This is a genomic window from Acinetobacter sp., from assembly GCF_041919735.1.
Lineage (GTDB): Bacteria > Pseudomonadota > Gammaproteobacteria > Pseudomonadales > Moraxellaceae > Acinetobacter.
Genome location: NZ_JAYRTF010000005.1, coordinates 72,394 through 87,542, shown reverse-complemented (window position 1 = coordinate 87,542; position 15,149 = coordinate 72,394). Strand labels below are relative to the sequence as shown.

Genomic DNA, 15,149 nt, shown 5'->3' with positions numbered 1-15,149 from the left:
AGACAAGCGTCCTTGGGACACGGTTTGTAAATAAAGTGTGATTTTGTTATCAAAACAACTACAAAATAATATATTATTTAACACAAATAATTATTCACATGATTTTTTTGTCATAAAAATGCCTAAACACTTGTGAATTTAGAGTGCGTGTAAACCGCATTTGATTGAGTGATATTGAGTCCGTTGAAAGCGCTGCGGACAGAGTGATGCGGGGGAGAAAGCCAATGGTTGCTGCAGCGCAAAACAGAAAGAAATCCGGTATTTATTTTTCTGTTAAGCTGAAATTTGTGATTGCGCTGATCGGCGCAATTTTATGGACGGCTTTCTCTATCTGGATGGCTCAAAACTGGATGCACGATCTGAGCAATCTGATCGGCGCTTTCGCAGCAGTTTTTCTGATTTACGGCATTGCGATTATTCCAGGGTTTATGAACTCTTTTGCGGCCATCAGCCTGATGATGGACAGACGGCCTAAACGCCAGCCGTTGAGTGAGTATCCCGGCATCACGATTTTAATCGCTGCCTATAATGAAGCTGCCTGCATTCAAGATACCTTAGTGAGCATCAGCCTGCAGCACTATCCAGCGGATCTGCAAGTGATCGTGATTAATGACGGGTCTAAAGATGAAACAGCGGATCTTGTGCGCCAAGCCGAGGCAAAATATCCGTGGCTGACGCTTTTAGACCTGAAACAGAACGCAGGCAAAGCAAATGCGCTGAATCAAGGGCTGAAATTGGCGCGCCATGATTTGATTATTACGGTAGATGCAGATTCTTATCTGCACCGCATCGCTTTGGTCAATATTGTCGAGCGCTATAAGCTGGATCCGCCGAATACCCGTGCGGTAGCCGGTAAAATTTTAGTACGTAATTCCCGTGAAAATTTACTGACAAAAACCCAAGAATGGGATTATTTTTTAGGAATTTCCGCAACCAAACGCATGCAGTCGCTGTATCAAGGTACTTTGGTTGCGCAAGGCGCATTTTCAATTTATGACCGTGATGCGCTGATTGAAGTGGGCGGTTGGCCGGAATGCGTGGGTGAAGATATTGTATTGACTTGGGCACTATTGAACGCCGGATACCGGGTAGGGCACTGCGAAGATGCCTGCCTGTTTACCAATGCGCCAACCTCATTAAAAGTTTTCGTGAAGCAGCGTCAGCGCTGGGTGCGGGGCATGATGGAAGCGTTTATTCAGCATCCTGCCATTTTAGTGAAGCCAAGGCTGTCCACTTTTTTTATTTACTGGAATCTGTTTTTTCCATGGCTGGATCTAGCCTTTACTTTAGGCTTTGTACCGGGGCTGGTGCTGGCATGCTTTGGATATTATTGGATTGTCGGCATTATGACTTTGGTGCTGCTGCCGATGGCGTTCTTGCTGGGCCTGCTGAATTATTCTATTGAGTGCAGAATGTTTAAAGACATGAATTTGAAAGTGCGTAAAAATTTCAGCGGCTTTTTGGTTTACGTGCTGGCCTACAGTTTTCTGCTGCAGCCGGCGAGCGTGCTGGGCTATATGGATGAAATATTTAAAACCCGAAAAACATGGGGAACCAAATGAATAACAAGAAAATGCATATTTATGCGGCAGTGCCGCTGCTGTTTTTAGCCAGTTCCGCTGGCAATGCCGCTGAACCGCCTGCTGAAAAAAGCTTGGAGCGGGCCGCCGGCACGGAATTCTTTTTCAGTGATGACAGCGAAGGTTTTCAAACGCAAAAGCTCTCAGCAGAATTTTTGATGGACTACACGCATGCCAGCGATTATCAAGGTATCCGGGCCAGCGCTTACCATTATAAAATTGCAGACTGGAGTGAAGACGGGCAAAAAGTTTCCTATATCGCCAAGCATATTGATCCGAAAACAGCAAATGGCTGGTATGCCGATGCTGGTGTTTTTAATCAGGGCAGGCATACCTTGCTGACTTTTGATGGAAGTTACCGTACAGCGCTTGCAGAAAAAACTGCTGTTGAAATCTTTGCCAACCGTGATTGGGTGGAAACCAAACCAGCTTTGGAAGAGGGCATTCATTTTACCTTTGCCGGCGCCAGTTTTGACCAAGGCTTAGGTGAGCATATTACGCTGGTTGGGCTGGCCGGTTCGCAATTTTTCTCGGATGACAACCGCCGTGATCATGGTCGGTTAAAATTGATTTATCAGCCTTCACTGAATTCGGGTCTGACGCTGCAGGCGCGTTACCGCATGTTCCATAGTGATCAAACTGAGCTGCGAGGCTATTATTTTAATCCTGAAGATTATCAAGAAAGCATGCTGGCTATAGGCTGGCGCAAGCGTTTTTCAGGCTGGACTGCAGGCGTGACGGCGGGTCTGGGCCGTGAAAAGATTAATCATGATGCTTCGCAGAATACCCATTTGCTGGAAATGAGCCTGCAAAGTCCAATCCATGGCGCACAATATCTGAATTTAAGCGCAGGCTATAATCGAAGCGCTTCATATTATGGGCCTGACTACGATTTCGGCTATTTGAAAGGCGAGTGGGTCATCCGTTTCTAAGGCGGTCCGGCTGGCTCAGATATGCTTCAGCAGCGTAATAGGGCGCGCGCTGCTGAATCAAATTGTTGCCTGAAGATCGCTTTGCTATCAGCTATGCGTTTCTTCATCTTCTTCAAAGGTTCGGGCAATTTTTTCGATATTCAGGCTTTTCGCCATCGCATCAAAAATCTCTTTATACACGCCTTCCTGATGGTACAGCGCATCATGTTCGCCGTGTTCGGCCACATAGCCCTCTTTCATCACATAGGTATAGTCCGCATCAATAATTTGCGACAGGCTATGTGAAATCATGATTACCGTGCGGCCTTGTTTGATTTCATCCAGACTCTGCTTGATCTGCTCAGTCGCAATGGCATCCAAACTGGCGGTGGGTTCATCCAGAAAAATAATCGGCGGATTTTTCAGAAACATGCGCGCCAAAGCAATACGCTGCTGCTGGCCGCCGGAAAGCATCAGCGCATCGGCTTCATAGCCATGCGGCAGCTGCAGAATCTGTTCATGAATTGAGGCTTTTTGCGCGGCAAGCACTACATCCTCCAGGCTGGCATGGGTTCTGCCGTAGCGGATATTCTCAAAAATAGAGCCCTGAAAAATATGATTTTTCTGCAGCACCAGACCGATGTGTTCGCGCAGGTAATGCGTGTTGATATCTTGAATGTCGATGCCGTCAACTTTAATCACGCCGCGCTCAGGCGCATAGAACTTATCCAGCAGGCTGATCAGCGTGGATTTGCCGGCGCCGGATAGGCCCACCAGCGCAGTGATTTTATTCGGCCGGATCACCATATTGATATTTTTCAGCGCATGGTGGCCATTGGGATAATAAAAATCCACATTTTCCAGCTGAAACTCGCCGTGAATGACCGGCTTTTGCTGGCCGGTGGATTCAACCTCATCATCCGCTTCCAGTATGCTGAAGAAGCTTTCGGAGTAAATCATCGCATCGTTGACTTCATCATAAATGCGGTGCAGGGAGCGGATCGGTGCGGACACGTTGTTAAAGAGCAGCACATGGTACATGATCATGCCGATGCTCATTTGCCCATCCAGCACGAAATACGCGGTCAGAATGATGATCAGCACGATGCCGATTTGTTCAATAAAGGTTTTCAGTCCGTCAAACAGAAAGCTGGTTTGGCGGGTGTGCATTTGGTTGTCGGTGAGTTCCTTCTGCAGCTTCAGCTGTTTTTCAGCCTCAATGCTTTCGCGGTTAAAGGATTTAATCACCGTGATGGAATTGATAATGCCGAGAATGCCTTGGCTTTTGCGCTCCCGGCCATCCCGCAGGTTTCTGCGCCAGCCGCCGAGTTTTTGCGCCTGCTTGTAGGTGAGCCAAAAGTAAATCGGCACAATGCACAGCGCCACCAGCCCGACATAAAAATTGGCATAGAACATCAGGCCCAGCGCCACAATCGCACTGGTAAATAGCGGTAAAATATCAATAAAAAAGATCTGCACCAGCCGGGTTAAAGAACCGATGCCGCGGTCGATCCGGGTTTGCAGCTTGCCGGCCTGATTGTTCTCCTGATTGAAAAAGCTCAGGCGGTAGGTGAGGAATTTTTCAATAATGCCTTGCGCTAAATCCTGCGACACAAAAATCCGCAGTTTTTCGCCGTAAAATTTCTGTCCAAACTGCACAAAGGCATTCAGGATTTCTTTGCCCAGCAAAATTGCGGAAATAGTGATCAGAATATGCCAGCCCGCAGAGAGCCCTTGGCCGGCTTCGACCAGCTTGTTGATGCTGTCGACGGCATATTGCAGGGTCAGGGCATTGACCTGCGCCGTTAATGATCCGATTAAAGTTAATATCAGGGTGGCAATGACCAGCAGCCGGTAGGGCCGGACAAAGGGGCGCAGCTTTTGAAAGACATGCCATAAATTCATAAGCGGTTATTTTTATTGTGAAACCTGCTTTCGAGTCTAAGCCTGAAAATTTAAAGCGACAAGCTGCGGCATTGTATTGATTTGTGACGCGCATTTTTTCAGTACACTGAGGGCAACAACTGCGGAGGTGCCGACATGACGCTGGAATTATTTGCGCCGGAATGCCAAGACAACCTGCTGCCGTGTGACGGCATGGTGCAGAATTATGGCCTGATTTTGAATGAAGCGCAGAGCAGCCAATATCTGCGCTATTTTCTGCAGCATTTGGCCTGGCAGCCGGATGAAGTGGTGCTGCATGGGCAGCGCTATATTACGGAACGCAAAGTGGTGTGGTATGGCGATGAACATTATCAATACCGTTACTCAGGCAGTTTAAAGCAGGCGCAGGCATGGAACCCGGGGCTTTACCGGCTGAAACAGCATATTGAGCAGCTGGCGGGGCATCCGTTTAATTCCTGCCTGGCCAATCTGTATGAAAATGGCCGGCAGGCCGTAGGCTGGCACAGTGATGATGAACCGTCTTTGCTGCCGCGTGAGGGCCATGAATCTCTGCATGCAGCCCTCAATGAAACCGTCATTGCATCTTTAAGTTTTGGCGCAACGCGGAAAATGCGTTTTCAGCATAAGTTCCGGCCGCATCAGGCAGATATTCTGCTGCAGAGCGGGCAGCTGATTGTGATGCGCGGGCAAACGCAGCAATACTGGAAACACTGCATTGCAAAATCTGCCAAGATTGTGCAGCCGCGCATTAATCTGACCTTCCGTTATTTTTTCCCGCATTGAGCAGAGAGCGTAAACAGAATTTCAGGCAAGAAAAAAGCCCATGGCAATCATGAGCTTTTGACTTCTGAGGGATGTCTTCATGTCGTTGCCAGCATGTCATGGAACATAATGGTTGTGAAGAACAATAATCATATTATGAGAATTTAATTAAAAATGCAACGGTTTTTTAATCAGTAAAAATAACTGATTATTGAAAATCTCAGCGGATTTCAGGCTCAGACAGAGTCATGAATTTCTTTTCAATCAGCGAGGCATTTTCCTGCAAAGTCTCAATGAGTTTTTGCAAGTTTACGAATTCAAAGCGGTTTTTAGATGCCAGCAGGGTCAGCGCCAAAGGCGGCTCTTTACTGGAAAATTTAACAGGAACAGAAACGCCGGCAATATTCGGATCCAATTCGCCGTTGGAAAAATAATAGCCTTGTTTTTTGATCTTTTTCATTTTGCCGAGAAAGTCGCTTTCATCTTCAGCAAAACCGACCTCTTTAAGCTGAGCGGCATAGCGCTGGTAATAATCCAAAATCTGCTGCTTCGGCAAATAGGACATCATCACTTTGGCGGATGAACCGACAAAGACTGGGCGCGGACAGCCGCGGCCATAAGACAGCAGCAAGGTGTTTTTAAACACTTCGTCATGCAGGTCGATGCAGGAATCATAGTTCAAATGCGTCAGCAGGCAGGAAAATTCCGTGCGCTCCACGATTTCCTGCATGAAGGGAATGCTGATTTGCACCAGCGGATCTGTGGTGCGGGAAATGTAGTCCAGAACCGCAATTTTTGAGCCGAGGGTGTAATCTCCGGATGTGCCGCTGAGGCGCTGCAGCAGCTCTGCCGAAACCAGCTCCTTGAGATAGCGGTAGCTGGTGGGCTTGGACAGGCCCAGTTCTTCACTGATGGTATCTACATTAATGACAGGGCGGGAGAGTGAAAAAATATCAAGTACCGTAAGAATTTTGCCAAAACTGGAAAGCGCCATAGAAACCTGCTTGCTGAGACCGAAAATCAGAAATTTGGAGATGTAATTACTATATAACAAAATCTTTAGAATTCTGCAGGGTTTTTATGAATTTCATGGCGCTATTCTCAACATGTGAGATGAGTATAGGTGAAACTGATAAATTTAGCGTGTTTTTGTGATTATGTGCTTTTGAAAACAATCAAATTATCATATTGAGATATTTTTATTGACATTAAATATTTTATTTGGAAAAATAACCAAACAAAATATCCAATGGTGAATAATTAATCATTTTAATTTTATTGATTTAAGTTCTTTTGGTTATTTCTTTTTGCTGACTGCTGTCCGGCAGTACGCATCTCTGTATTTTGAATGCTTTCCAATTGCGCCTTAGGGCCGTGTTTACGCTATTTGAAAAAATGGCGCGCTGAAGTCATCTCAAAAAAATCATTCCTTGCTGAGGGCCCATATGCTGCTGATCAAACCTTTACTCGCATTTCGTCCGAATAAAATGGATTTGATTTTTGCGTCTAAGACGTTTGCAGCAGGCCTGCTGGCGCTTTTTACAGCTTTTGAACTCAATTTAGCCTATCCCATCTGGGCTATCGGCACAGTCTTTGTCATCGCCAATCCTTATTCCGGCATGACCTCATCAAAAAGCATTTACCGTATTTTGGGCACGCTGATCGGCGCAGTGATGTCAGTCATTGCAACGCCTGCGCTGATTAACACCCCGTGGCTGTTTACCGTATTTTTGGCGGCATGGGTGGGCTGGTGCCTGTATTTGTCTCTGCTGGACCGGACGCCGCGAAGCTATGTCTTTATGCTGGCGGGCTATACCACGGTGATTATCGCTTATAACGCGGTTTACTATATCGACACGGTTTCGATTTTTGACATGGCCGTTGGGCGCTTTCTGGAAATTACCGTCGGGGTGGTGTGCAGCGCAATTGTGACGACAACCGTCTTCCCAATGCACATCGGCCCGGCAGTGAAAGTGCGGGTCAATCAGACTTTCCAAGACACGCAGGAGATTTTTGACAGCATTTTGCTGGCGGAGCCGCATGAAAAAAGGTATGCGCAATCCCTGGGCAGTTTGGCGCGGGATATTGCGGATATTCATGTGATGGCGGTGCATTTGAGCTATGAAAAATCCACGCTGAAAGGGATGACCAAGCCGCTGCAGGAAATGCTCCATCAAATGACCATGCTGCTCAGTAATTTAGTCGCCATGTCCGAGCGCATGAGCCAGCTGGAGCTGTTCAATCACGATGGGCGCTTTCAAGAAAGCATCAGGCTTCTGCATGCGCATATCCATGCGTTCATGCGGGATTATCGGGAAATTCAGGAGTCTGATCTGAATCAGCTACCCGCTGAATTTGATGCCGATTTTGACCAGCTGATGCAGCCTGCTGCGCAGGATCAGCGCATCATCTTGGCGGGGCTGAAAATGGATATCCGGCATTTCATTCAAAATATCCGCGCCATCAAGCTGATTTGGCAGCGCATCAATCTTGGCGATGCGGCATTGCCTGAATCGGTTACGGCACTGACCGTGAATTATCCGAATCTGCACCGCGATCATGGCGTGGCTGTGCGCGGCGGATTGTCTGCCTTTTTCATCATTATGATTGCCACAGGATTTTGGATCCTCAGCGGCTGGAAAGCGGGATTCATGCTGGCGGAAATGGCGGCCATCAGCGCCTGTATTTTGACGTCGCTGGATAATCCTGTTCCTGCGCTGAAAATGTTTATCCGCGCCAATATTTACGCCGCCTTTGCCGTCTTTATTTATGCCTACGGCATCTTTCCGCAGGTCACGGCATTTTGGCAGCTCGGTTTGGTGCTGGCGCCTTTTGTCATGTACTGCCTCACGCTGTTTCTGCATCCGCCTTTGGTCGGCATCGGCCTGCCGCTGCTGATGGGAACGGTCATGGGGCTGAACTTTCAGAACCGTTTCAGCCTCGATCAGATCATGTTTTTTGATGCTTCGATCGGCACCGTGATCGGCCCGATTATTTCGGTGTACATCATTCATTTGGTCCGCGCCATGTCGCCGGAAATGGCGGTGCAGCGGATTTTATCCTTGCATTACAAAGCGATCCGTCAAGCGCTTTATATTCCTTATGGCGTGCCGTTCCGCATGCATTTGCGCAATATGCTCGACCGCATTGGCATTTTAAACAGCAAAGCGGTGCAATCCGAATCGTTACAGCGTGACATTAACCGGGCGCTCATTGAAGCCAGTGCGGCGGTGGATTTGGCGCGGCTGCAGGAACTCATGCAAAAGCTGGCCGCCCAGCGTGATGTAGCCGTGAGCATCGAAGATCTGATTCAGCTGTTAGATGAGTATTTCCGTAAAAAAGAGCTGATGCATCCTGAGCCGCAGCTGAAAGATCAGGTGCTGGCGAAAATTGCCTCGATTCAGCAGCAAAGCGCGGCATTAGACGATGCTGAAACGGCAGAACGGCTGCAGATATCGCTCAACAATATTCAAAGCAGTTTATGCCATGTGCCGCGCATCGATGGGCATCATCAATTAAAAACGTCAGTCGAATCTGACATGCAGGCAGCAGGAGCTCAACATGGGTGAAATGAATATTTATGGCGTGTATGTGCCCATGCTGCTGGTGCTGGCTGCAGCGGCCTATGCCGTCCTGCGGCTGATCATGCGGCTCTTGGATCAATGGGTTGAACAAGGCTGGGTGCCCATGCCCAGCGTGTTTTACCTCTGCCTATACGTCATCCTACTGGGCTGCCTGCACTGGCTGCATACAGCTGTGTTCTAAAATTTTTTGAAATGTTGAGGTGGAAAATGACATCTGCGAATATGCGGAAATATGTGCGGCCAATCCTGATGCTGGCTGCGGCGGTCATCGCGCTGCTGGTCTTGCGGCATATTTGGAATTATTACAATTCTGAACCGTGGACACGCGATGGGCGGGTGCGCGGCGATGTCATTCAGGTGTCTTCAGATATTTCCGGTTTAGTGACGGAAGTGCTGGTGCAGGACAACCAAACCGTGAAAAAAGGCCAAGCGCTGTTTAAAATTGATGTTGCGCGTCAGGCTTTAGATGTGGAGCAGGCCAAATCAGATCTGTATAAAGCCCAAGCGGGCTTGGCGGAGGCTGAAGCCGCATTGGCGCAGTCGAAAGCCAATTGGGTGAAATCTCAGGCTAATATCAATCTGGCGGATAAAAACGCGGCCCGCTATGCCAACTTAATGGACGGCGCTATTTCAAAACAGGAACAGGATCAAATGTTTGCTGCCCGTGATGCATCACATGCAGAGCATCAGCAAATGAGCGCAGCGATTGAACAGGCGCAGGCCAATATCACGCAGCAAAAAGCCCTGATTCAAGCCGCCAATAGCAATCTGCATTTGGCAGAGCTGAATTTGCACCGCTCAGAAGTGGTGGCGCCGGCAGACGGCACGCTTTCAAACTTTGAAATGCAGGAAGGCAATTATGTCAAAGCCGGCCAAGCGGTGGCGGCATTGCTGGACCGTCAAAAACTGTACATCGTCGGCTATTTTGAAGAAACCAAACTGGACAAAATCTATGTGGGCGCGCCTGCGGCAATTCAGCTGATGGGGGATGCTCAAAAAATCAAAGGCCATGTGCAGGGCATTGCCAGCGGGATTGAAGACCGCGAACGCACTTCAACGACCGGCCTGCTGGCCAATGTCAATCCAACCTTCAGCTGGGTGCGTTTGGCGCAGCGCGTGCCGGTGAAAATTGTGCTGGATGAAATGCCGAAGAATCAATTGGCCTTTGTGGCGGGACGGACCGCAACAGTGCATATTGAAGAACAGAAAAAATAGTCCGGCGCTCAGCATTTCAAAAAATAAAAGCATTCCTATGGATGCTTTTATTTTTCTGGCCGGTACAAATATTTGCGTTAAGGGGTGAACCCTTCCGGATAGCGGTACCAGCTTTCGATAAATAGAGCCGCGGCAATGCTGTCGGCCGCCAGTTTTTTACCTCGGCCTTGCGACTGGTACTGTTCCAGTTCGCCGCGCGCTTCACGCGTGGTCAGCCGTTCATCCACCATTAAGGTTTCAATATTGGTCTGATGACGCAGGCGGCGGGCAAATTTGCGCGAGCGGGCCGACAGCTCAGATTCGGTATCATCCATATTCAGCGGCAGGCCGACCAAAAACAGGGTCGGCTGATACTGTTTGACAATTTTCAGCAGCTCATCCCAGTTGGGAATGCCATCTTTCATTGGGAACAGCGCCAGCGGATTTGCGCTTTCAATCATGGACTGGCCCACGGCCATGCCCATTTTCTGCGTACCAAAGTCAAACGCCATAATCATTTGCGGCGCATTTAAATCAGGCATGTCCAATCTCTGAAGATAACCAAATACGGTCTACCCCCATTTTTTTATAGGCGGCATCCCAGCGGGCATCGTACGGCAAATTGAAAATCAAATCCATGTCTGCATCGCAAATCAGCCAGTCTCCGCGCGCAATTTCCGCTTCCAGCTGATTTTTATCCCAGCTGGCATAGCCGAGAGCGACCTGATAGCGGCCTACGCCTTCATTATGCGCAATGGCATCCAAGATATCTTTAGAGGTGGTGATGCAGACATTTTCACCGACTGCAATCGAGGAATGCCAGGTCGGCTGACCGGTATGCAGCACAAAGCCGGCTTCTGGGCGCAGAGGGCCGCCTTGCAGCACCGCATGCGGATTGACATTGTCCGCATCAATTTCAAGGTCGTTCAGCAATTCTTTAATTTGGATGCCTGAAGGCCGGTTAATGATAATGCCTTGCGCGCCGTCATGGTCATGGCGGGCCAAGTAAATGACTGTATTTGCAAAGAAGTCATCTTGCATATCTGGCGGAGCAATCAGGCAGCGATGCGTCAGATATTGTTTAGACACCTAGGCCGTTCTCCTTATCTTGAATCAATATGAATTATTATGTATTTATCAACATACTAAACAAAATCTGATTCAACAATGAGTTTTTGTGCAAAAAACGAATTTGATTCCGGTCACATTTTTTTGTTTGACAGAATTAGAGCATACTGCTCATCTAGAATATAAATCTTCATTGGATACCCGAGCCTATTGGGGTAAGTCCAGAATGGGCTGATTTCTACTCGAAAAGTATTTGCTAAAATTTTCTATGTTTAAAAGTATTTTTCAGAATCATCAAAGATAAAAATGAAAAAAACTTATAGCTTATAAATAGTCGTTTATCCTCCTGATCGACCCTGTTTCAGGCTTAAACTTTGTACTCATGTATGGAGCTGGCAAAAACAAGAAGGCAAGTACTGCAAAAATTTAAACAGCAGAATTTTTATGAAGTGAAGAGCGATATTGAAAGTGCCGTGCTGGACATTATATCGGGCGAGGAGAGCAGCTTTAACTATGATTTTTCTGCTTTAGCGAAACAAGGCGATGTGCCTATAAATGAAAAATATCAGCCGAAAAATAAATATTTACGTTACTTAGTTGGAAAAGTTTTTGTATATCAATGAATTTTGAAATAGTTATCGGCAATCAAAAAATCATATGCCAGAAAAAAAGCCTTGATCATCGCGACAAAGGCTTTTTATTCATTGAAATTATGAACTATGCTGAAACTTTAATTGTCTCAATTGCTTTGCATGCTGCACGGTGGTTTCATTGATTTCGACACCGCCGGTCATGCGGGCCAGCTCTTGAATGCGGCCATCTTCTTCCAGCTCAAAGATGGTGCTGCTGGCCGGATCGGTCTGTTTCTTCTGCACCAGCAAATGCTGATCGGACTGCGCAGCCACTTGCGCTTGGTGGGTGATGCAGAGGATTTGCACATGTTCCGCCAAGCCCGCCAGCAAGCGGCCGACGATTTCCGCTGTGCCGCCGCTGATGCCGACATCAATTTCGTCAAACACAATCACTTCGGCATCGGTTTTTTCAGCGTTCATCACCTGCATCACCAACGCAATACGCGACAGTTCACCGCCAGAGGCCACACGTGCCAGAGGCTGCGCAGGAATGCCTTTATTGGCAGTAAACAGCAGCTGAATAAAGCTCAGGCCTTCACTGGAGACTTCATCTAAAGGCTCAAATTTAAATTCAAAATGCGCTTCCGGCAGCGCCAGCTGTTTGACTTGCTCAGTCAGCTGTTTGGCCAGCGGCGCAGCGGCTTCGCGGCGGATATCATCCAAATGCTGCGCTTTCGCTAAGAAATCTTGATGGGAAAGCTCAACCTGTTCCGCCAGCGTTTCCGGATCTTCCAGTTCGTGCAGCTGCTGCAGTTCCGCTTGCCAGCTTTCATATTCGGTTTTCAGCGCTTCAGGCTGGGTGCGGTATTTGCGCGCCAAGCGGTGGAACACTTCCAGCTGTGAATTCAGCTCTTCCATGCGTTCAGGATCAAAGCTTTGGCGGTCCATAAACTGGCGCAAATTGGCAGTAGCATCTTCCAGTTCGCTTTGCGCATTCAGCATGGAGGTGTAAATTTCAGACAGCTGTTCGCTGCGCCCGGCATGTGACTCGATGCGCCGTAAAATGGACGATATTTCTTGATTGATATTCTGTTCGGCATCATCCAGCGCCGTCAAGCTGTAGCTGCAGTCCTGCATAATGTGTTCATGATGGCTGAGGCGGTCGAACTCCTGCTCAATGTCTTTATAGTCCATCTGAACCAGCGGCTCGAGTTCTTCCAGCTGTAATTCCAGCGTATCCAGGCGCTGTTTGCGGGTTGCTTGCGCATCCAGCGCGGCCTGATGCAGGCGGATATCTTTTTGCCATTTGCTGTAGGCATCACGCACAGCTTGCGCAGGCGCGAAAAAGTTGCTGTAGCGGTCAATCCAGCGTTTAGGGTAGGGCGGTTCCAGCAGCTGCTGCTGGCTGTGCTGGCTGTAAAGTTGCACCAGCAAACGGCCGATTTCTTTTAATTCGGCCAAACTGCTTGGACGGCCATTAATCCAGGCTTTGCTGCGGCCTGTGGCGAAAATGACGCGGCGCAGCAGTAGCTCGCCGGATTCATCATCCAGTTCCTGTTCTTTTAGCCACAGCGCTTCAGGAGAACCCTGCTGGTAGCTGAAGGTTGCAGTGACATCGGCTTTTTCTGATCCGAAACGCACGTAATTGGTATCGGTACGCTCGCCTAGGCATGCTGACAGCGCATCGAGCAGCAAGGACTTGCCTGCGCCGGTCTCACCAGTTAAAACGTTGAAACCTTGTTCAATATCAATGGCTAAATGTTCAGCTAAAGCAAAGTTGATCAGAGTTAAGTGTGTCAGCATAAACGCATCCAAGCTGCGAAAAGTTCGAGTTTAAGATAGACAAGTTTTGTTTTTGTCACAAGACGGTTTTTATTTTTAAATCACCGTAATTCTTGCAATTCTATATGAATTTGCCAATAAAACTACCAATTCAGTGTGTTCTGCATGCAAATAGGCGCGGCAAGATGCGTTGAATTCATCTGAATGACATGCTGCCGGGCGATCCTTGCCATGCGCATTTAAAGTTGCAGTAAGGCGGCATGGCGATGGCGCTGTGGAGAACAGGCGGCAGCTGAATTCTCCAGCGGGTTCGGTATTTTGCGCAGCAGTTTGGCGATGAGCATGCAAAAGAGATTTGTGCTGCTGAAAGACTTGTTTTAGACTCTTTGGCACTTGGGGAAAGCTTGGCGCAGAGCCGTGCAAATCAGTGCATGCAGCCCGTGTCTAAGTCTTTGGTCGATCTGTGCAAAACATGGATTGATTAGTTGAAGCAGCGCCATTAAACTGCTTTAAGCGAATATTATAAATATGCTTTATCTGGAGAAAATAAGCATGTCAGCTCAGTTTGATCATGTATCAGTCATCAAAAAATCCAATGTCTATTTTGGCGGCCTTTGCATCAGCCATACCGTGCAGTTTGAAGATGGCACTAAAAAAACTTTAGGGGTGATTTTACCGACTGAACAAGCCTTAACTTTTGAAACGCATGTTCCTGAGCGCATGGAAATCATCTCAGGCGAATGCCGCGTGCAGATCGCTGACAGCACTGAGAGCGAACTGTTCCGCGCCGGCCAGTCTTTTTATGTGCCGGGCAACAGCCGCTTTAAAATTGAGACAGATGAAGTGCTGGATTATGTTTGCCATCTAGAAGGCTGATTTATTCCGAAAGGTGAACTGATTTAGGCCAAGAAATTTCAGCCTGAATCAGTTAAACTAAGCATTGAGCATCAATCCTGTAAAGTCTGCTTTACAGGATTTTTCTTTTGAAAAATTCATTGAAGTTAGAGGCCGTTCATGGCGAAACCTGAATATTATTATGGCGTACATTCTGTAGAGTCATTGCTGGAGCTTGAACCTGAGCGTGTTTTAACTTTATTCGCTCTGAAAGGCCGTGAAGATCAGCGCCTGCAGCATATTTTTGAATTGGCGGAGCCTTTTGGCGTCAGTATTCAAAAAGCCAGCCGCGATACTTTGGAAAAGCTGGCCGGCTTGCCGTTTCATCAGGGCGTTGTTGCGGCCGTGCGCCCGCATCCGACCCTGAACGAAAAAGATTTGGAAGACTTGCTGAATGCATCGCATCAGCCTTTGCTGCTGGCTTTAGATCAGGTGACGGATCCGCATAACTTAGGCGCCTGCATCCGTACCGCGGCGGCTATGGGCGTCGAAGCGGTGATTGTGCCGCGTGACCGTTCAGCCAGCTTAACGCCAACCGCGCGCAAAGTTGCAGCCGGCGGCGCGGAAAAAGTGAAGTTCATTCAAGTGACTAACTTGGCGCGTACATTAAGCCAAATTAAAGAGCAGTTTAATGTGCAGGTTGTCGGCACCATGCTGGACGAGCAGGCTCTGCCGATTCAGAAATTTGACTTTAGCGGCGCGGCGGTTTGCATTGTGATGGGCGCGGAAGATACCGGCTTGCGTCCAATCACCCAAGCGCAGTGCGATCAAAAAGTCTATATCCCGATGGCGGGCAATTTGCAGAGCCTCAATGTGAGTGTTGCAACGGGTATGGCGCTGTACGAAGCTTGCCGCCAACGCAATCAATAAGCGAATGATCCCATACTTTATTTAAGC

At 48.1% G+C, this 15,149-nt stretch carries 14 protein-coding genes; 9 read left to right on the top strand and 5 right to left on the bottom strand.

All coding sequences use genetic code 11. The features are described 5' to 3' along the window. Positions 1-224: 224 nt before the first annotated feature. A complete protein-coding gene (locus ACE3T3_RS04415) occupies positions 225-1,562 on the top strand; it encodes a glycosyltransferase family 2 protein (RefSeq protein WP_374664448.1) in 1,338 nt (445 codons plus the stop codon). Continuing rightward, positions 1,559-2,512 (top strand): hypothetical protein, encoded by a 954-nt coding sequence (locus tag ACE3T3_RS04410; protein ID WP_374664446.1) that lies wholly within the window; start codon positions 1,559-1,561, stop codon positions 2,510-2,512. The genes ACE3T3_RS04415 and ACE3T3_RS04410 overlap by 4 nt, the downstream gene beginning before the upstream one ends. A gap of 87 nt (positions 2,513-2,599) precedes the next feature. Here ACE3T3_RS04410 and ACE3T3_RS04405 read toward each other — a convergent pair whose 3' ends face one another. After that, positions 2,600-4,396, bottom strand: coding sequence for an ABC transporter ATP-binding protein (locus ACE3T3_RS04405; protein WP_374664444.1), 1,797 nt, complete (start codon positions 4,394-4,396; stop codon positions 2,600-2,602). A 135-nt stretch (positions 4,397-4,531) separates the two neighbouring features. On the opposite strand from ACE3T3_RS04405, the gene ACE3T3_RS04400 reads away from it, so the two are divergent. Further along, a complete protein-coding gene (locus tag ACE3T3_RS04400; protein WP_374664442.1) occupies positions 4,532-5,179 on the top strand; it encodes an alpha-ketoglutarate-dependent dioxygenase AlkB in 648 nt (215 codons plus the stop codon). Positions 5,180-5,378: 199 nt separating this feature from the next. On the opposite strand, the gene ACE3T3_RS04395 is transcribed toward ACE3T3_RS04400, so the two are convergent. Then, positions 5,379-6,152 (bottom strand): IclR family transcriptional regulator, encoded by a 774-nt coding sequence (locus ACE3T3_RS04395; RefSeq protein WP_374664440.1) that lies wholly within the window; start codon positions 6,150-6,152, stop codon positions 5,379-5,381. A gap of 451 nt (positions 6,153-6,603) precedes the next feature. On the opposite strand from ACE3T3_RS04395, the gene ACE3T3_RS04390 reads away from it, so the two are divergent. The 3 genes from ACE3T3_RS04390 to ACE3T3_RS04380 all read left to right on the top strand — a co-directional run bounded on the left by ACE3T3_RS04390 (position 6,604) and on the right by ACE3T3_RS04380 (position 9,957). After that, positions 6,604-8,727 carry an FUSC family protein gene (locus ACE3T3_RS04390; RefSeq protein WP_374664438.1) on the top strand — a complete coding sequence of 708 codons (2,124 nt, stop codon included), beginning with the start codon at positions 6,604-6,606 and terminating at the stop codon, positions 8,725-8,727. Continuing rightward, positions 8,720-8,923 (top strand): DUF1656 domain-containing protein, encoded by a 204-nt coding sequence (locus tag ACE3T3_RS04385; protein WP_374664436.1) that lies wholly within the window; start codon positions 8,720-8,722, stop codon positions 8,921-8,923. Before ACE3T3_RS04390 ends, ACE3T3_RS04385 begins: the two co-directional genes overlap by 8 nt. A 68-nt stretch (positions 8,924-8,991) precedes the next feature. Beyond that, positions 8,992-9,957 (top strand): HlyD family secretion protein, encoded by a 966-nt coding sequence (locus ACE3T3_RS04380; protein ID WP_374664567.1) that lies wholly within the window; start codon positions 8,992-8,994, stop codon positions 9,955-9,957. 77 nt (positions 9,958-10,034) lie between these two features. Here ACE3T3_RS04380 and ruvX read toward each other — a convergent pair whose 3' ends face one another. Together ruvX and ACE3T3_RS04370 are read right to left on the bottom strand one after the other, a co-directional pair. Continuing rightward, a complete protein-coding gene (gene ruvX / locus ACE3T3_RS04375) occupies positions 10,035-10,478 on the bottom strand; it encodes a Holliday junction resolvase RuvX (protein ID WP_374664434.1) in 444 nt (147 codons plus the stop codon). Next, positions 10,471-11,025, bottom strand: a complete 555-nt coding sequence (locus ACE3T3_RS04370) for a YqgE/AlgH family protein (RefSeq protein ID WP_374664432.1) — start codon at positions 11,023-11,025, stop codon at positions 10,471-10,473. Before ACE3T3_RS04370 ends, ruvX begins: the two co-directional genes overlap by 8 nt. A gap of 365 nt (positions 11,026-11,390) precedes the next feature. Between ACE3T3_RS04370 and ACE3T3_RS04365 the strand changes: the two genes are divergently transcribed. Further along, positions 11,391-11,627, top strand: coding sequence for a hypothetical protein (locus ACE3T3_RS04365; RefSeq protein WP_374664430.1), 237 nt, complete (start codon positions 11,391-11,393; stop codon positions 11,625-11,627). 87 nt (positions 11,628-11,714) lie between these two features. On the opposite strand, the gene recN is transcribed toward ACE3T3_RS04365, so the two are convergent. Further along, positions 11,715-13,379 (bottom strand): DNA repair protein RecN, encoded by a 1,665-nt coding sequence (gene recN, locus ACE3T3_RS04360; protein WP_374664428.1) that lies wholly within the window; start codon positions 13,377-13,379, stop codon positions 11,715-11,717. 531 nt (positions 13,380-13,910) lie between these two features. On the opposite strand from recN, the gene ACE3T3_RS04355 reads away from it, so the two are divergent. Both ACE3T3_RS04355 and rlmB read left to right on the top strand, forming a co-directional pair. Continuing rightward, a complete protein-coding gene (locus ACE3T3_RS04355; protein WP_374664426.1) occupies positions 13,911-14,234 on the top strand; it encodes a pyrimidine/purine nucleoside phosphorylase in 324 nt (107 codons plus the stop codon). A 138-nt stretch (positions 14,235-14,372) separates the two neighbouring features. Beyond that, positions 14,373-15,122, top strand: a complete 750-nt coding sequence (gene rlmB / locus ACE3T3_RS04350) for a 23S rRNA (guanosine(2251)-2'-O)-methyltransferase RlmB (protein WP_374664424.1) — start codon at positions 14,373-14,375, stop codon at positions 15,120-15,122. The last annotated feature ends 27 nt before the right edge of the window (positions 15,123-15,149 follow it).